The sequence below is a fragment of the Bacteroidota bacterium genome, assembly GCA_016195025.1.
Taxonomy (GTDB): domain Bacteria; phylum Bacteroidota; class Bacteroidia; order Palsa-948; family Palsa-948; genus Palsa-948.
This window is the reverse complement of sequence record JACQAL010000077.1, coordinates 13,579-31,732: the sequence shown is the minus strand read 5'-3', so window position 1 is coordinate 31,732 and position 18,154 is coordinate 13,579. Positions and strand designations below refer to the sequence as shown.

Sequence of the window (18,154 nt, the reverse complement as noted above, 5' to 3'; positions counted from 1 at the left end):
CTAACTTTGTAAAGCAAATTACTATTCGTGCATTAGTGCCGATTAGTAATTTAGTAGATTATGGCGAAAGAAATCCAAACCCTCACTATAGATAAGGAAGAAGAAAAAAAAGAACTTCTCAGGCGTTACCGCGGCTTGCTTAAATCGTGCCGCAGAAAATTAGAGAAGAACGATAAAGAACAAATCCGCAAGGCGTTTAATGTGGCAATGGAAGCCCATCAGAATGCGAGGCGCAAATCTGGCGAACCCTACATTTATCATCCCATTGCCGTAGCGCAAATCTGCGCAGAAGAAATCGGGCTTGGTCCTACATCGGTTATCTGCGCACTGCTACACGATGTGGTGGAAGACACAGACATGACGCTCGAAGACATGCGCGGAATGTTCGGAGATAAAGTTGCCGCCATCATTGACGGGCTCACAAAAATAAAAGGCGTAGAAGTAATTGACCCCACAAACTTTTCCATCCAGGCGGAAAATTTCCGCAAGATGCTTTTGACTCTTTCAGATGATGTTCGCGTTATACTAATAAAACTTGCGGATAGATTACACAACATGCGCACGCTCGGTTCAATGAGCGAACATCAGCAGCGGAAAATTGCTTCGGAAACTTTATATCTGTATGCACCGCTCGCACATCGTTTAGGATTGAACGCAATTAAAACTGAACTCGAAGATTTAGGTTTGAAATACACCGAGCCGGAAGTTTATCACGATATTGAAACAAAATTAAGAGAGACCGAGCCCGAGCGAAAAAAATATATAACAAAATTTATTGAACCCGTTCTCGAAGCGTTGATTGAAAACGGATTTAAATTCCGGATTTTCGGAAGACCGAAAAGTATTTTTTCCATCTACAATAAAATGCGCACGAAGAATCTTCCCTATGAAGAAGTGTATGATATTTTTGCAATCCGAATTATTATTGATGCAAAAGATGAATCGGAAAAAGCAGATTGCTGGAGAGTTTATTCCGTAGTTACTGATTTTTATTATCCAAGTCCCGAACGTTTGCGCGACTGGATTTCCACTCCGAAAGCGAACGGCTACGAAGCGCTTCACACCACAGTGATGGGTCCTGAAGGAAAATGGGTGGAAGTTCAGATTCGCACGGAGCGAATGGATGAAATTGCCGAGCGCGGTTTTGCCGCACACTGGCGTTACAAAACCGGAACAGAAGATGCCGTTGACAAAGAATCTCAACTCGATGAATGGTTGAAGCGAATCCGTCAGATGCTCGATAGCGCAGATGAAAATGCGCTGGACTTCCTCGATGATTTCAAACTAAATCTTTTTGCGGAAGAAATTTTTGTCTTCACTCCGAAAGGAGAAATGAAAACAATTCCTAATCATTCCACCGCGCTTGATTTTGCATTCGACATTCATTCAAAAGTGGGCGAGCAATGCATTGGCGCAAAAGTGAATCATAAATTGGTTCCGCTCAGCCACGAACTCAAAAGCGGTGACCAGGTAGAAATTCTTACATCGGCAAAGCAAAATCCCAAGCAGGAATGGCTGAGTTATGTAGTAACAGCAAAAGCGAAATCAAAAATAAAAGCAGCGCTGAAGGAAGAGAAAAGAAAAATTTCGGAGAAAGGAAGCGAACTTTTGCAGAAACGTTTCAGAAATCTTAAACTTCAACTAACGCCAGAGAATATTAATAAAGTAGTTTCTCTTTTCAAACTTCCAAATGCGCAGGAATTATATTATCGTCTTGCCATAGGAAATATTAAACCAACCGAGATAAAAGATTTCCGCAAAGACAAAACGAAGCCAACGCACGAAACAAAAAAAGAAAATATTTCCCTTGAACAATTAGTAAGCAACGTGCGCGGAAAATCTGATTTGCTTGTGCTTGGCGATAATATGGACAAGATTGATTATAAACTCGCGCCTTGCTGCCATCCCATTCCCGGAGATGATGTGTTTGGTTTCATCACAATCAATGAAGGAATAAAAATTCACCGCGTGAATTGTCCGAACGCAACTAAAATGCTCGCGAACTATGCTTACAGAGTTGTAAAAGCAAAATGGATGAACCGTGAATTAATTTCTTTCCTTGCGGGAATTCGTGTAACAGGAACTGACCGGCTTGGCGTGGTGAACAACATTACAAAAGTTATTTCCAATGAACATAACATCAACATGCGCTCAATCAGTTTCGACAGCAACGATGGCGTGTTCGAAGGAAAAATTATGTTGTTCGTACACGATACTAAACACCTGCTGGAACTCATGAGTAAACTGAAAAAAGTTCCTGGCGTGCAGGGAGTTTCCCGTTTCGATACAAATTAATTATCTTCGCTCAATGTCAGAAACGAAAGCAACTGTCAAAAATATTTTCACCAATTATTTAGAGGAGCACGGTCACCGCAAGACAGGCGAGCGTTATGCCGTTCTTGAAGAAATTTATTCCGGCAACGGGCATTTCGATGTGGAATCGCTATATGAAAAAATGAAAAGCAAAAAAATTTCCGTGAGCCGCGCAACCGTTTACAACACGATTGAACTTCTGCTCGATTGCGATTTAGTGGTGAAGCATCACTTCGGAAAAAATATTTCGCTGTTTGAAAAAGCATACGAGTACAAGCAGCACGACCATTTGATTTGCCAGGATTGCGGAAAGATTGTGGAATTCTGCGACCCGCGCATCCAGCAGATAAGAAATAAGATGGGAGATATTTTAGAGTTCAATGTTTCATCACATTCATTAAATTTGTATGCGCATTGCAGAAAACTTGCAGAGAAAGGAAAATGTGACTTCAAAAAAAATTAATACTAAATCCAAGAAAATGTTTTTCACTTACACTTCCGCAAAACAAGGAAACATTCATATCCTTACTCTCAAAGGAGATTTGATTGATAAAAATCAAGCAGACAAACTCATTGAGGAAGTCAATGAAACCATTACCAACAATCACATTCACTTTGTGGTTGACCTTGGCGGATTAAAATATCTGAACAGTTCCGGCCTCACCATTCTCATTCAGATTCTCACTAAAGCACGCAAAGCCGGTGGCGAAGCGGTGATTGCCAACGTTGGAAAAAGAATTAAAGAACTTCTTGTCATCACAAAACTCAACACCGTTTTCACCGTTGCCGATACGGTTGATCAGGGAATTTCAAAACTGAAAAAATTAGTAGCGAATTAAATTTTTGATTCCACCGATTTCTCAAAAGTGATTACACCGATTCGTTTTTCTTTTTGCCTACTGCTTACTGCCTACTGCCTACTTGCATTTTTTATTTCCTGTAAACAAAAAACTGATTACTCCAAAGAAATTTCACGGATCGATAGCGCAAATAATATTTTAGCTGAAACAGAAAAAGTTTTAGAATCTGCCGATACAAATTCTTTTCGTGCAAATTATAATTCTTCCTTCCTGCAGCTTCATTCCATCTATGAAAAACTGGCGAAGGACACCATAAACAAAAAAACGGCAATGTTTTTGTCGGATGCTTCTGAATGTTCAGGAAATATTCTTAACTTGTTAGATAATAAAAAATATTTGGAAAGAGCAATAAAAGAATCGGAGCACCGAATCAGCGATTTGAAACACGACTTAAAAGAAGATTTGATTGAGAAAAATAAATCGCAGGAGTATATCGTTAACGAAATGAATGCGGCAGGAAAAATTTCAAATGTAATTCAGCGCACAATTGAAAAAGCAAAAATTGCTTCAGCAAAATTGGATTCGATGAAAACACAAATCACATTTTTAGCCGACAGTTTAAATCTTCGTCCGCGATAAATAGGGATGAAACAAAAAACGAAATGATACGAAAAATACGAAATAGGATTTTGTCATTTGTCATTTGTCATTTGTCATTTGTCATTAGCACATTTGCGCAGCCAACTACTGACGAGCAACTCGCATTTCAATATTTGCAGAACAAAGAATTTGACAAGGCAATTGTTTATTACGAAAAGTTTTTCAATAAAAAAGATGGAATCGCTTATTACAATCCTTACCTGCTTTGCCTCACAAAACTTCAGCAATATGACAAGGCGGAAAAAATGATTAAGAAAGTTATCAAGCAGTATCCGCAGAATTTAACTTATGTGGTTCACCTCGGCACGCTTTACAAAGACGAAAATGAAACTGAAAAAGGAAATTCGCAGTATGAAAAAGCGCTGAAACAATTATCTGCCGACCAGAAACAGATTTTTGATCTGGCAACTTCTTTTATGCAATTGCAGGAATGGGATTACGCAGTGGAAACGTACAAGCGCGGCAGAAAATTGCTGAATGGATTTTATCCTTTCAATTCTGAAATTGCCGCTGTGTATGAAAAGAAAGGTGACATACATGGCATGGTGAGCGAATATCTTTCGCTGCTCGACTATGGAGATGACCAGTTGCAAACAGTGCAGAATGGATTACAGCCATCGTTTGGAGAGGACAAAGACGAAAAGAAAAATGAAATCATTAAAGAAGAATTGCTGAAAAAAGTTCAGGCAAGCCCGGAGAAAACTGTTTACACCGAACTGCTGATTTGGTTTTTCATCCAGGAAAAAAATTTTAACGGAGCATTTATTCAGTCGAAAGCGCTGGATAAACGCCTGCGTGAAGACGGACAACGTTTAATGGCGCTCGGTCAACTCTGCGTTTCAAACGAAGAATATGAAACAGCTGCGAAATGTTTTCAGTATGTGATTGAAAAAGGAAAAGACAATTATAATTACATCAACGCGCGGATGGAACTTTTGAATGCGCAGTATAAAAAAGTAACGACAAAATTTTCTTACACGCAGAATGATTTGATTGAACTCGAAAAAAATTTCAACATCACCTTGAATGAACTCGGAAAAAGTTCGGGCACTGCCATTCTTGTAAAAAATCTCGCTCACCTTCAGGGATTTTTCATGGGAAAAACAAAGGAAGCTTCTGATTTGCTGAATGACGCGATTAAACTTCAGGGAATAAATCCAACCACGCAGGCGGAATGCAAACTCGAACTCGGAGATATTCTTTTAATGAAAGGAGAAATCTGGGATGCTTCGCTTTTGTATTCGCAAGTGCAACTGGATTTCAAACATGAACCGATGGGCGATGAAGCAAAACTCCGCAACGCGAAACTTTCTTATTACAGCGGAGAGTTCAAATGGTCGCAGGCGCAGCTCGATGTGCTGAAGGGCTCCACGGAAAAATTAATTGCCAATGACGCGATGGAACTTTCGCTCACCATCAGCGATAATCTGAAAAACGATGGCGACTCACTTGCGCTTGCCCTATTCTCGCGCGCGGATTTGCTTGTCTTCAGAAATGAATTGGAAAAATCGTTACTCACGCTTGATTCCATTCAGAAAAAATTTCCAAACACTTCGCTTGCCGATGATATTCTCTATAAAAAATATCAAATCAAAATGAAACAGGGGAAATTTCCGGAAGCCGGAGAGCAATTGCAAAAACTTTTAGACAACTACGGATTCGATATTTTAGGTGATGACGCGCTCTTCAAACTTGCCGAGTTGAACGAACTTTACCTGAATAACGTTGACAAAGCAAAAGAATACTACGAAGACCTTCTTACCAGATTTCCCGGAAGTTTATACACGGTGGAAGCGAGAAAAAGATTCAGAAGGTTGAGAGGGGATAATGTGAATTAGAAGTTCCTTCCCTAAAAGCAAAAATATCATTTATCTTCTTTTCATTTTTTCTTAACACCTTTTAGTATTGGGGCAAATTTTTTATTAACTTCGTCCATCTTTTATTATAAAATATATGTCAGCAGAAACAGCAGAACTCAAAAAGAAAGTTGAAAGCAAGGAATTAAAAAATGTTGTCATTCTTTTCGCGGGCGACTCAGGCGATGGAATTCAGTTAACCGGAACGCAGTTCACCAACACGAGCGCACTTTCGGGAAATGACATCAGCACTTTTCCGAACTTCCCCGCAGAAATCCGCGCGCCCCAGGGAACGCTTGCAGGAGTTTCAGGATTTCAATTGCATTTCGGAAGTGTGAATATTTATACTGCAGGCGACACTGCCGATGTTCTTGTTGTGATGAATGCTGCTGCGCTGAAAGCAAATCTCAAGGCGCTCAAGCAGGGCGGAATAATTATTGCGAATACCGATGGCTTCGGTGCAAAAAATCTTGAACTCGCGCATTATCCCAAAGGAGCAAATCCGCTCACGGATGATTCGCTCAGCAAATACACCGTTTACAATATTGATGTTACAAAACTCACGCGCGCCTGTCTCGAAGGTTCCGGACTTGGCGTGAAAGACATTGACCGCTCAAAAAATATGTTCGTGCTTGGTTTTCTTCTTTGGATGTATAACCGTTCGATGGAGCCAACGCTCAACTTTTTGAAAGAGCAATTCAAAAAGAAACCCGAACTAATTGAAACGAATACAAAAGTTCTGAAAGCAGGATATAATTTCGGAGAAACCACAGAAACTTTCACAACCCGCTACGAAGTGAAAGCCGCTCCCATGCCGAAGGGAATTTACCGAAGCATCATGGGCAACCAGGCAACCGCAATGGGATTGATTGCCGCTTCGAAAAAATCAGGGCTCACTTTATTTTATGGAACATATCCGATTACACCTGCATCTGATATTCTTCACGAACTTGCCAAGCATAAAAACTTTGGAGTGAAAACTTTTCAGGCGGAAGATGAAATTGCTGCCGTGTGCTCTGCCATTGGCGCAGCGTTCGGAGGAAATTTAGGAGTAACGGGTTCATCCGGTCCCGGCATTGCTTTGAAAGCAGAAGCAGTCGGGCTTGCAGTAATGCTGGAACTTCCGCTGGTGGTAATTGATGTTCAGCGCGGAGGACCTTCCACCGGATTGCCTACTAAAACTGAACAAGCCGATTTAATGCAGGCGCTCTACGGAAGAAATTCCGAGTGCCCGCTCTGCGTGATTGCTGCTTCTTCTCCGTCCGATTGTTTTACTATGGCATTTGAAGCATGCCGCATTGCGCTCGAGCACATGATTCCTGTAATGTTTCTCTCCGATGGATATATTGCAAACGGTGCAGAACCGTGGCGTTTTCCAAATGCAAAAGACCTTCCGGAAATAAAAATTTCTTTTGCTACCAAGAAAAATGCAACAGTGCAAAATGGCGTTGGGCCGGTTGAGAAATTTCTTCCTTACTTACGCGATGAAAAACTTTCTCGCCCATGGGCAATTCCCGGAACAAAAGGACTGGAGCACCGCATTGGAGGAATTGAGAAAGAACACGAGACCGGAAATATTTCTTACGACCCCGATAATCATGAGTTCATGGTGAAACTCAGACAAGAGAAAGTGGATAAGATTGCCGATTATATTCCTGAACAAAAGTTAGACAACGGAAAAGAGAAAGGAAAAATTCTTGTTCTCGGATGGGGTTCCACTTACGGTTCAATAAAAACTGCTGTGAAAGATTGCATTGCCGATGGAATTGAAGTATCGCACGCGCAGGTGAAATACATGAGCCCGCTTCCGAAAAATTTAGGCAGCATTCTGAAAAATTTTGACAAAGTATTAATTCCTGAAATGAACAACGGGCAGTTTTCAAAAATCATTCGCGATAAATTTTTGATTGATGCCATCGGCTTTAATAAAATCAAAGGAATGCCTTTTACTGCAGGAGAACTAAAAAATAAAATACAAGAACTCAACAAACACTAATTAACACAAATACACACGAATTAGCCAATTAGTGCTAATTCATATCTAAAACAAATCAAATGAAAAACAACTTCTACACATTAATTGCTGGTTTATTAATCAGCACAATTGGATTTTCGCAAGGTTCAATTCCCAACGGAAACTTTGAAAGTTGGACTACTGGAACGTATGACATTCCGCAGAACTATGTTGAATGTTCCGACCCGCAAACATTTTATGAGAACCTGCCGAACAATGAAATTAAATCAACCGATTTTTATCATGGCGCTTATGCGGTTCAACTTACCACTACTGTATCTGCCACCAAAGACACGCTAATGGCATATTTCATCAACACAAATCCGAATCAAGGCGGCAATAAAAATGGTCCGCCTGCCTGGTACGGAGGGTTTGCTTATAACCAAAAGCCGACCGGCATACGCGGATATTATAAATCATCCATAGCATCGCCAGATACAGGGCGAATTTTAGTTATGTTCAAACATTCGGGCGTGGATACGAGTATTTATCTTTATTCTTTTTACGGAACGCATAGTACCTATACTATGTTTTCATATACTTTCAACCCGCCTCTTCCTTCAACTCCCGACACGGTAATATTTGCTGCCGGTTCGAGCGATTTTACAAATAATAATTTGCAGAGGAACGGCAGCATGCTGCAGATAGACAGCGTTTCGTTTACAGGAGTTTCCAGCCAGCCAGCACTCTTCAACGGTGATTTTGAAAACTGGACGACACAGAATATGATACGGCTGGACAACTGGCTTGTTAATCCATGGGAAGCACAGGGAGTAATGCAAACCACCGATAAAGTTGCAGGCAATTACGCAGTGGAATTAAAAACTTTCCTTGGCGATAGAAACGGAAATCCTGCTGCGCAATCGGCACAAATCAACAATGGCGGAATGAATTGCCCGCTGCCTCCGCCCGCTCCCTGTATTGCTTACGGAGGGTATCCTTTCTCTAATCAGTTTGACACGCTTTGCTTCTGGTATAAATATATTCCAATGGGAATGGACACTGCACAGATAAACGTAAACTTCAGAAACACCACGCAGCAATGGAATAATGGTATTTTGCTTAACTCATCTTCCGTATATAAATATGTGGAAATCCCCTACAATCTTCCTTTCGTTCCCGATACAGTATCCATAAACGCGCAGTCATCCAGCTGGCAAGACAGCGCGGTTTCGTTTGTCGGCTCTGATTTAAAGTTAGATGAAATGCATTTTAAATCGCAGCCGCTCACCACCTCTGTTCCATCGCTGCATATTGATAATACAATTTCTGTTTATCCGAATCCATCCAGCTGGGAATTTACAATTCAGAGTTCATTGTTCAATGTTGAAAATGTAGAAGTGTATAATGCAGTAGGAGAAAAAATAATTTCAGAAAAACCAAACGCTAAAACAGAAGTGTTGAATTTAAAAGAAGAAGGAATTTATTTTGTGAGAATGAATTCAAACGGAAAAATAATTACGAAAAAATTAATTGTGAATAAATAATTTATATGAGCACAGAAACAGCACCAACGCCATCTGCAAAACCCACCGCAAAAGATTTCACCAGCGACCAGGAAGTGCGCTGGTGCCCCGGCTGCGGAGATTATTCCATTCTCAAGCAGGTTCAAACCATCATGCCTGATTTGGGAATTCCACGAGAGAACATCGCGTTCGTTGCGGGCATTGGCTGCTCATCGCGTTTTCCATATTACATGGAAACTTACGGACTGCACGGCATTCACGGGCGCGCGGCAGCAATCGCTTCCGGTTTGAAAACAACACGCCCCGAACTTTCTGTGTGGGTGGTTACAGGCGATGGCGATGGGCTTTCCATAGGAGGAAACCACACCATTCATATTCTGAGAAGAAATATTAATGTGAACATTCTTCTCTTCAACAATGAAATTTACGGGCTCACGAAAGGACAGTACTCCCCCACTTCGCACGAAGGGCATATTACAAAGTCAACTCCGTTCGGTTCCATTGACCATCCGTTCAATCCGCTCGCGTTAGTTCTTGGCGCAGGAGGAACTTTCATTGCGAGAACGATGGACAGAGACCCGATTCATCAGCGAACAATTTTAAAAAGAGCACACGAACATAAAGGAACTTCTTTCGTGGAAATATATCAGAACTGCAATGTGTTTAACGATGGTGCTTTTGAAATTTTCACCGAGAAAGCAAGTAAGAAAGAAGAAACACTTTTCATGGAGCACGGCAAGCCGCTCATCTTTGGAATAAATAATGAAAAAGGAATTAAGTTGGATGGTTTCAAACCCGTGATTGTAAATGTTGCCGATGTTTCGCCCAATGATTTATGGATTCACGATGAGCGCGATGGAATGAAAGCAACATTGCTCACACGTTTCTTTGATAACCCCAAGAAAGAAGGACATCTGCCACGCCCGTTTGGAATTTTCTATATAGAAAATAAACCCACTTACGAAGAAGCAATGGCAAATCAAATTGCAGAAACAAAAAAAGCAAAAGGCGAAGGTGATTTGGATGCGCTGCTGCGCGGAAGAGAAACGTGGACTATTAATTAGGAGAACTTTTTATTTTCTTAAACGCTTCTCCAAGAAATTCTATAATGTGCCGTGCAATCAAACTTTCTTCACTGAGATTTTCGGCAGCAATATCTCCTGCAAGCCCGTGCAAATAAACTCCGAGCACACTTGCCTGTTTTGAATCGTAACCTTGTGCGAGCAATCCGGTAATTATTCCTGTGAGAACATCTCCGCTGCCTGCTGTTGCCATTCCCGGATTTCCGGGAGAATTAAAATAAACTTCTCCATCGGGGCAAGTAATGCAAGTATAAGCGCGCTTCAGCACTACATAAACTCCATGCTTGATTGAAAATTCTTTTTGCTTTTGTAAATTTTGAAAATCATTTTCACTTTCTCCGATTAATCTTTTTAATTCTCCGGGATGCGGAGTAAGAATGGAATTTTTCGGAAGAAAAGAAATCCAAGTTTTGTTTTCGGAAAGAATATTCAGCGCATCGGCATCAAGCACTAAAGGGACTTTTGAATTTTGAATGAGAACTTTCAACGCGCTTTGAGTTTCTTTTTCTGTTCCGATTCCCGGACCAATTCCGATGGCATTATATTTTTCCGGATGAAAGGTATCAGAAATAATTTTCTCCGAAGAATCCACTTCAACCATTACTTCTGGATTTGCTGTCTGTAAAATTTCATAGCCGCATTTGGGAATATGGGCTGTAACCAATCCTGCACCCGAAGAAATGCTGGCGCGGCTTGCAAGAACACACGCACCCATCTTGCCGTAACTTCCCGAAACAATCAGTGCATGACCAAACGTTCCTTTATGAGAAAATTTATTTCGTGGCGTGAGAATTTTTCGAACATCCTCAATGGTTGCGAAATAATTTTTTGAAGGAAGGGATGAAATAAATGCTTCATTCAATCCGATATTCAGAATGGAAAAATCTCCTACATACTTTTCACTCTCATGAAACATGAAAGCCATTTTTGGAACATGGAAAGTGAGGGTATGATTTGCGCGAACAACAGCACTATCTTTGTCATATTTGTTCTCCTCCAAAAATAATCCCGAAGGAATATCTATAGATACAACAAAACATTTTGACTGATTGATAAAGTTAATTGCCTCCTTTGCCAATCCTTCCACCGGCTTATTTAAGCCCGAACCAAAGACGGCATCAATGAGTATTGATGATTGATTAATGATTATTGACTGAAGTTGTTTTGCAGAAGTGATGTTATGAACCTTAATCCTCTTTTTATTCTTCAGCCGCTTTTCATTACTCAAAAAATCTTCTGAACATTTATCTGCATAGCGAACAATATAAATCTCCACCATATAACATTGGGTTGCGAGCAAACGTGCAATCGCTAATCCGTCTCCTCCATTGTTTCCCAATCCGCAAAAAATCTTGATGTCTTCCTTTCGAACAGAAGAATTGATTAACCACCGCACACATTCTTTTGCCGCCCTCTCCATCAGGTTAATTGATTTTATTAACTCATGCTTGATGGTATAAGCGTCTGCCTTTCTTATTTCTTCTGAGGATAAAATTTTCATTGCTGCTACTAATTACGAATGGTCGAATTACGAAAATAACTTTACTATAAAGTTAGTCAATACAATTAATGCGGTAAAAATAAATCCATATAGGAGATACGTTCCTCCGTTTCGGAATTTAAAAACCAAATGCAGCGAGAGAAAAAAAATCAATGAGAGAAAAAAAAGTAACGGAGGATACGTTGAAAATGATTCTGAAAAATTTCCTTTCAGCAAAAAAATAAATGCCCTCTGTGCACCGCAGCCCGGGCATTCAATTCCGAAAACGGATTTATAAAAACAATGTATCGGATGTGATTCTAACCAGCGAATTAATGTTTCCAAAATATTTTAATGCATTTTTTCCCAGGATGAACTGGACAGAATGCTTCCGATAAACGAGCCGACAAGAATAAAATAAACAATTATAAAAACCAGGTATAATGCAGATAAAATCGTTCCTATTATTCCACAGATTCTTCCCGCGTTTGCATTGTTAAAGGACGAAGGATTGTACACTCCGGGATTTTCCTTGAAAAGTTTTATTGCTTTGCTTCCAAGAATAATAGCGATGATTCCGCAAGCCATTCCAATAATACCGTAACAAAAACAAGTGGGAATGGAAATAATTCCGAGTACAAGTGCGGCAGTTGCATTCGGTAAAGCCGGCTGCATGCCGATGGGAGTTTGCGGAATCGGGGGTTGTTGAGATTGTTCCATGAAAAATATATTTTAGTTTGTCAAAAGTAGAACAAATTTGAAAAGGAAATAAAAATTATTTTGAAAGAATTTGCCGATGGATTTTCAGCGCTTGTTTAATCAAAGAATGTTTGCCATCATTAATAATAATTGCATCGGAATATTTTGCGCGTTCTTTGTCAGAAATCTGTTCACTGATTCGTTTTTCAATTTCTATTTTATCTATTTTATCTCTATTAATAATTCTATTTATTCTCAGCGATTTATTAGCAGTTATAGAAACTAAATAATCCACATCTTTATAAGCATTGCTTTCGATCATAATTGCTGCTTCTTTAATTGCATATTTTGCTCCCTTTTGTTTCTTCTTCCATGCTTCGAATTTTCGTTTCACATCGGGATGAATGATTGCATTCAGTTTTGCGAGAGATGATTTGTGATTGAAAACAATTGCCGAAAGTTTTTTCTTGTCAACTTTTTTTCCTGAAAGAATTTTTTTGCCGAATAGTTTCACCACTTTCAAAATTATTTTTTTCTCATCATATAATTTTTTTGCTTCATCGTCCGCATAAAAAACCGGAATGCCGAGCAGTTCAAAAATTTTACAAACGGTTGTCTTGCCGCTGCCGATTCCTCCGGTTACTCCAACTATTTTCATTTGTTGCGGGGATTGATTTGCACAGTATCAATTGTTGCCCGAAGCACTTTGAAATTTTCTCCCATCTGTTTTGCAATTGTCTTTGCAAAATTATTCGGAAGGAAATAATAAACTCCGGATTCATCGTGCTTCAGTTTTTTGAAATCAATCGGAATATCTTTCATTTCATATTTCCAAAGCCCCCACCCGTTGGATTCTACTTCCACGAGGAGCGTATCGAGAAGAATAGTTGTTCCGAATTTTTTCTGCGGAAGATTCACATAGTTAATCCGCACGGGAAGAATATCGGTGTGCTCCTTAGAAAGATTGAGTTGCATCCATGTGAAAAAAGAAATAATAAGGCAGACAATGAATACAAAAACTTTTTTGTTAAGATGAATTTCCTGCCGCTGATGAAAAAATTTTAATATTTCGGTCCGTTTCAAGACGATTATTTTTTCTCTTTGTCTTTGTTCATCGCTTGCGAAGATTCCATAGACACCGCGCTCTTTTCAATCTTCAAGCGGTTTTGGCCTTCCACTTCAATGATAAAAGTTGTATCCTGCACTTCCACAATTTTTCCGTGAACTCCGCCTATGGTTATAATTTTATCGCCTTTGCCAATTGCTTCACGAAACTTTTGCTGGTCTTTTTGTTTTTTCATTTGCGGACGAATCATGAAAAGCCAGAACACTCCGAAAATGAGAATAAGAAAAATTATGCTGGTCATTCCACTGCCTTGCCCGTCTTGTCCGCCAAGCATTAAAAAAATAGAAGATAAATTCATGGGATTATTGTTTTACTGGGTTTTTAGTTTCAGGCACAAAAATATTTGCTTTTATTTTTATTACTTGTTTATTCGGAATGCAATTAGTAAGAATCGTAACTTCTTTCGTCACCATTCCGGTTTTTCCATCGCTGTCGAAAGTTACGCGGATAATATTTTTCTCTCCGGATGGAACCGGTTTCTTCGGAACTTCAGGAACAGTACAACCGCAGCTTCCATATGCGTTTGAAATTATTAAATCACTCGCTCCTTCATTTTTAAATTTGAAATCGTGCATAACTTTTTCTCCCTGCGTAATGGTTCCGAAATCAAAAACTTCTTCCTCGAATTTCATAGCGGGAAGTTTATCTTTATTCACTCCTTCCTCTGCACTTGCGGGAATGTTAACCATATCAGTAGTGGTGGTTTGCTTTTGTCCGCAGGAAAGGAAAAGGAATAAGGATATAAGGTATATGGTATAAGAGAATATATTTTGCATTGAAAACAAAAATACTTTTTAATTTCTAATTTTAAATTTTTAATTCTCAACGAGTCCTCGCCCTTGTTTTTGCAATCGTCCGTCTTTTTTAAATTCGGCAAGAAGCTTATCTAATATTCCATTCACAAACACGCTGCTCTTTGGCGTGCTGTATTGTTTTGCAAGTTCGATGTATTCATTCAAAGAAACTTTTACAGGAATAGTAGGAAAAAATAAAAATTCAGTTATTGCAAGTTTCATCAGGAGCACATCCATAAATGCAATCCGTTCGAGTTCCCAGTTTTCGGTTTTCGACTGAATCATTTTTTCTTCTTCTGCGCTATGAGTAATTACTTCTTCAAAAAGTTCCTTTGCATATTTTTTGTCTTCCTTTTCGTCCTTATATAAATGTGCCAGAGGCATATTGTCCGAAGCCGATTCGGGAATGTAAGCAATCGTTTTCAGCACAAGTGAATTCACAAAATCAATATCATCCGCCCAGTGAATATTTTTTTCCTCGAAGAAAAACTGGAGCAATTCATCAGGTGCAATGGTTTCAATATAAATTTCGCTGAGAAATTTTTTATCATTCTTGAAACTTCTTTCGGAATTGCTCATGTAGGATTTATATGCCGAACTCTCCTGAATTTTAGAAAATAATTTCCGCGCCATGTCTTTGTCATTCTCCCATGAAATATTTCTCTTTTTAGATTCAGCCGCAAGCTGGCGGTTAATGGAAAGAATGCTGAAGATTTTATTGTCAATAAATTTTGTATTCGCACGTAAGTCTTCGGGAGAAGGAAGATGTTTTGTTTTTCGGATGGCAATTAGATTTCTGCCCTGCTCACGGATTTCAATCAGCAAAAGAAGAAGAAGAAGATAGAGGTCATATGTTTTTTCAAAACTCTGAAACATTTCTTTTTCATACTTGGCTTTTTCGCGGTCTTCAGAATGGAAAAAGGCATACAATGCCTGCATGACTTTAATGCGAATGAATCTTCTGCTCAACATAAATTTGAAAGAACTATCGTTCTTATTTTAACAATTCAATAATTTTTTCTGCCAGTTCAATTCCGATTCTTTCCTGCGCTTCCATGGTTGCCGCGCCAATATGCGGTGTCAAAGAAATTTTTGGATGCGTGAGAATTTCTTTTTTCGGTGTAGGTTCATTTTCGAAAACATCCAGCGCGCAATTAGAAACTTTTCCTGAGTTCAGCGCTTCAAGCAAATCATGTTCGTCAATCACTCCTCCGCGCGAAGCATTTACCAGCACCACTCCTTTTTTCATTTTAGCGAATTCATTTTTTGTAATCAGTTTTCCGCCCGGCACGTGAACAGAAATAAAATCGCTCTGCGCAAAAAGTTCATCCAAAGAAATTGTTTTGAACGGAACAGAAATTTTATTTCCACCAACTTCCATATTTATTTTTCCTTCTTTCACGAACGGATCGTGCGCAATTATTTTCATTCCCACTCCGATTCCGATTTTCGCTACCGCCTGCCCTATTCTTCCGATTCCGATTATTCCCAACGTTTTTCCTCTGAGTTCAATTCCTTTCGCGTATTTTTTTTTCAGCGCGTCAAACTGCGTATTTCCATTCGCAGGCATTTCCCTGTTTGAGTCATGTAAAAAACGTACCATTCCGAAAAGATGGGCGAAAACAAGTTCGGCCACAGATTCCGAAGATGCTGCAGGTGTGTTCACCACATGAATTCCTTTATCGCGCGCGTACTGCACATCAATATTGTCCATCCCAACGCCTCCTCTTCCGATAAGTTTTAAATTCGGGCATGCATCAATCACATTTTTTTTTACTTGTGTTGCGCTTCTCACAGTAAGCCCGATAAAATTATTTTCATTGATTGCTTTCGCTAAATTTTCCTGCGCAACTTTTTCTGTTACGATTGTGAATCCTGCTTTTTCGAGAAGCGATTTTCCTCCGTCATCAATTCCGTCATTCGCTAAAATCTTCTTGCTCATATTATTTTTGATTTGTCATTCCGAGTGCAACGAGGAATCTCCTCATGAGATTCCTCACTTCGTTCGAAAATGACATTACATATTTTATTCCGCCATATTGTGAAACACCGCCTGCACATCATCGTCTTCTTCGAGCGCTTCAATTAATTCACGCACATCTTTCTGCTGTGCTTCATTCAGTTCGACCTGCGTGTTTGGTATTCTTTGTTTTTCTGCGGAGAGAATATTTATTTTTTTTTCTTCGAGCGCTTTTTGCATTGCACCGAAATTAGAAAACTTTGTATAGATGATTAATTCGTTATCGGCTTCTTCAATTTCTTCTGCGCCATGTTCGATTAATTCCAGTTCAAGATCTTCTTTATTTTTTCCTTCGGCAGAAATTCTGAAAACTCCTTTGCGTTCGAAAATAAAATCGAGCGAGCCGGTTTTGCCAAGCGTTCCGTTGCCCCTGGAAAAATGCATGCGGATATTTGAAACAGTCCGCGTGGGATTATCGGAAGTGCATTCGGCAAGAATTGCAACTCCGTGGGGACCGTATCCTTCGTAATTTATTTCCTCAAAGTTTCCCTCGCCTTTGGTGGAAGCGCGTTTGATAGCAGCATCAATTCTTTCTTTGGGCATGTTGATTGCCTTCGCATTCTGAATGACTATACGCAAACGGGAATTGGAATCAGGATTAGGTCCATTTTGTTTCACCGCAATGGAAATCTCTCTGCCGATTTTTGTAAAACCTTTTGCCATGCGCGCATAACGCGCGAACATGGTGTGTTTTCTCTTTTCAAAAATGCGTCCCATAAATTTTTATGCAAACTTTTTCTCAAACTCTTTCATTACATCCACCAGCACTTGCACGCTTTCAAGCGGAAGTGCATTGTAAAGCGAAGCGCGGTAACCGCCAACATCACGATGTCCGCGAATGCCGCTGATGCCGGCTTCTTTCCACATTTTGTCAAACTCGGGCTCGAGTTCAGATTTGTTGAGAAGGAAAGTTACATTCATATTTGAGCGGGAATCTTTTTCAGCAGTGCCGGTGAACAATGAGTTGCGGTCAATTTCTGAGTAAAGCGTTTCTGCTTTCTGGTTATTTATTTTTTCAATCCAATCTATTCCGCCATTCTTTTTCAGCCAGCGCATGGTGAGAAGAGAAACATAAATCGGAAACACAGGCGGAGTGTTGTACATGGCTTCGCCTTTGATGTGAACTTTATAATCGAGCATGGAAGGAATTGTTCTGCCGGTTTTGCCAAGAATGGATTCCTTCACAACAATTAATGTTGCGCCTGCCGGCCCCATATTTTTTTGAGCGCCTGCATAAATCAAATCAAACTGTGTGCAGTCAATCTTGCGGGAAAAAATATCTGAAGACATATCGACCACCACAGGGATGCGCGAGATGGGGAATTTTTTTATTTGCGTGCCGTAAATCGTATTGTTGGAAGTGATGTGCACATAATCTGCATCACCGGGAATCTGGTAGTTGCGCGGAATGTAATTGAACTTTTTATCTTCTGACGATGCAATCACTTTCGTATTGCCGATAATTTTTGCTTCCTTAATTGCTTTGCTCGCCCACACCCCTGTGTTCACGTATGCAGCGTAACCTTCGGCACGAAGCAAATTGAATGGCACCATGCAGAACTGCATGCTTGCGCCTCCGCCCAAAAAAATTGCCTGATAGCCGTCATCAAGTCCGAGTAATTCTTTTGCCAGCGCGCGCGCTTCCTGCATCACGGCTTCGTAATTTTTACTGCGATGAGAAATTTCTAAAAGCGAAAGATTCAGGTTGTCAAAATTGATGCATGCTTCTGCCGCCTGTTTCAAAACTTCCTGAGGAAGAATGCCGGGACCTGCGCTAAAGTTGTGCACTTTCTTTTTCACATCAGCCATAACTGTTTCCATTGTAAATAGGTGTTATTAAGCGA

The 18,154-nt window shown here is 39.9% G+C and carries 19 protein-coding genes; 8 read left to right on the top strand and 11 right to left on the bottom strand.

What is annotated here, in order from left to right:
• Window positions 1–72: 72 nt before the first annotated feature.
• The 8 genes from HY063_14995 to HY063_14960 all read left to right on the top strand — a co-directional run bounded on the left by HY063_14995 (window position 73) and on the right by HY063_14960 (window position 10,173).
• Entirely contained in the window at window positions 73–2,295 is a 2,223-nt protein-coding gene (locus HY063_14995; GenBank protein ID MBI3503091.1) for a bifunctional (p)ppGpp synthetase/guanosine-3',5'-bis(diphosphate) 3'-pyrophosphohydrolase, read from the top strand.
• A 13-nt stretch (window positions 2,296–2,308) separates the two neighbouring features.
• Window positions 2,309–2,776, top strand: coding sequence for a transcriptional repressor (locus tag HY063_14990; protein MBI3503090.1), 468 nt, complete (start codon window positions 2,309–2,311; stop codon window positions 2,774–2,776).
• Between the two features lie 16 nt (window positions 2,777–2,792).
• A complete protein-coding gene (locus HY063_14985; GenBank protein MBI3503089.1) occupies window positions 2,793–3,152 on the top strand; it encodes an STAS domain-containing protein in 360 nt (119 codons plus the stop codon).
• Window positions 3,153–3,179: 27 nt separating this feature from the next.
• Complete coding sequence (locus HY063_14980; GenBank protein ID MBI3503088.1) at window positions 3,180–3,752, top strand: hypothetical protein; 573 nt, start codon at window positions 3,180–3,182, stop codon at window positions 3,750–3,752.
• Window positions 3,753–3,823: 71 nt separating this feature from the next.
• A complete protein-coding gene (locus HY063_14975; GenBank protein MBI3503087.1) occupies window positions 3,824–5,611 on the top strand; it encodes a tetratricopeptide repeat protein in 1,788 nt (595 codons plus the stop codon).
• A 115-nt stretch (window positions 5,612–5,726) separates the two neighbouring features.
• On the top strand, window positions 5,727–7,625 hold the full coding sequence (locus HY063_14970) for a 2-oxoacid:acceptor oxidoreductase subunit alpha (GenBank protein MBI3503086.1): 1,899 nt from the start codon (window positions 5,727–5,729) through the stop codon (window positions 7,623–7,625).
• 59 nt (window positions 7,626–7,684) lie between these two features.
• Complete coding sequence (locus HY063_14965; protein MBI3503085.1) at window positions 7,685–9,130, top strand: T9SS type A sorting domain-containing protein; 1,446 nt, start codon at window positions 7,685–7,687, stop codon at window positions 9,128–9,130.
• Window positions 9,131–9,135: 5 nt separating this feature from the next.
• The gene (locus HY063_14960) at window positions 9,136–10,173 is read left to right on the top strand and encodes a 2-oxoacid:ferredoxin oxidoreductase subunit beta (protein MBI3503084.1); all 1,038 of its coding nucleotides are present in this window, start codon (window positions 9,136–9,138) and stop codon (window positions 10,171–10,173) included.
• Here the strand turns inward: HY063_14960 and HY063_14955 are convergent.
• The 11 genes from HY063_14955 to serC form a co-directional block, all read right to left on the bottom strand.
• A complete protein-coding gene (locus tag HY063_14955; protein ID MBI3503083.1) occupies window positions 10,166–11,692 on the bottom strand; it encodes an NAD(P)H-hydrate dehydratase in 1,527 nt (508 codons plus the stop codon). The two genes, HY063_14960 and HY063_14955, sit on opposite strands and share 8 nt — an antisense overlap.
• 27 nt (window positions 11,693–11,719) lie before the next feature.
• The gene (locus HY063_14950; GenBank protein MBI3503082.1) at window positions 11,720–12,016 is read right to left on the bottom strand and encodes a DUF2752 domain-containing protein; all 297 of its coding nucleotides are present in this window, start codon (window positions 12,014–12,016) and stop codon (window positions 11,720–11,722) included.
• A 6-nt stretch (window positions 12,017–12,022) separates the two neighbouring features.
• A complete protein-coding gene (locus HY063_14945) occupies window positions 12,023–12,391 on the bottom strand; it encodes a hypothetical protein (GenBank protein ID MBI3503081.1) in 369 nt (122 codons plus the stop codon).
• A gap of 55 nt (window positions 12,392–12,446) precedes the next feature.
• The gene (locus HY063_14940) at window positions 12,447–13,028 is read right to left on the bottom strand and encodes a dephospho-CoA kinase (protein ID MBI3503080.1); all 582 of its coding nucleotides are present in this window, start codon (window positions 13,026–13,028) and stop codon (window positions 12,447–12,449) included.
• On the bottom strand, window positions 13,025–13,453 hold the full coding sequence (locus HY063_14935; protein MBI3503079.1) for a hypothetical protein: 429 nt from the start codon (window positions 13,451–13,453) through the stop codon (window positions 13,025–13,027). Before HY063_14935 ends, HY063_14940 begins: the two co-directional genes overlap by 4 nt.
• Window positions 13,454–13,458: 5 nt before the next feature.
• Window positions 13,459–13,794, bottom strand: a complete 336-nt coding sequence (gene yajC / locus HY063_14930; GenBank protein MBI3503078.1) for a preprotein translocase subunit YajC — start codon at window positions 13,792–13,794, stop codon at window positions 13,459–13,461.
• 4 nt (window positions 13,795–13,798) lie between these two features.
• Window positions 13,799–14,272 carry a DUF1573 domain-containing protein gene (locus tag HY063_14925; GenBank protein MBI3503077.1) on the bottom strand — a complete coding sequence of 158 codons (474 nt, stop codon included), beginning with the start codon at window positions 14,270–14,272 and terminating at the stop codon, window positions 13,799–13,801.
• A 39-nt stretch (window positions 14,273–14,311) separates the two neighbouring features.
• Window positions 14,312–15,262, bottom strand: coding sequence for a transcription antitermination factor NusB (gene nusB, locus HY063_14920; protein ID MBI3503076.1), 951 nt, complete (start codon window positions 15,260–15,262; stop codon window positions 14,312–14,314).
• 22 nt (window positions 15,263–15,284) lie between these two features.
• On the bottom strand, window positions 15,285–16,232 hold the full coding sequence (locus HY063_14915) for a D-2-hydroxyacid dehydrogenase (protein ID MBI3503075.1): 948 nt from the start codon (window positions 16,230–16,232) through the stop codon (window positions 15,285–15,287).
• An 84-nt stretch (window positions 16,233–16,316) separates the two neighbouring features.
• On the bottom strand, window positions 16,317–17,027 hold the full coding sequence (locus HY063_14910; GenBank protein ID MBI3503074.1) for a YebC/PmpR family DNA-binding transcriptional regulator: 711 nt from the start codon (window positions 17,025–17,027) through the stop codon (window positions 16,317–16,319).
• 6 nt (window positions 17,028–17,033) lie between these two features.
• On the bottom strand, window positions 17,034–18,119 hold the full coding sequence (gene serC / locus HY063_14905; protein ID MBI3503073.1) for a 3-phosphoserine/phosphohydroxythreonine transaminase: 1,086 nt from the start codon (window positions 18,117–18,119) through the stop codon (window positions 17,034–17,036).
• Window positions 18,120–18,154 lie beyond the last annotated feature (35 nt).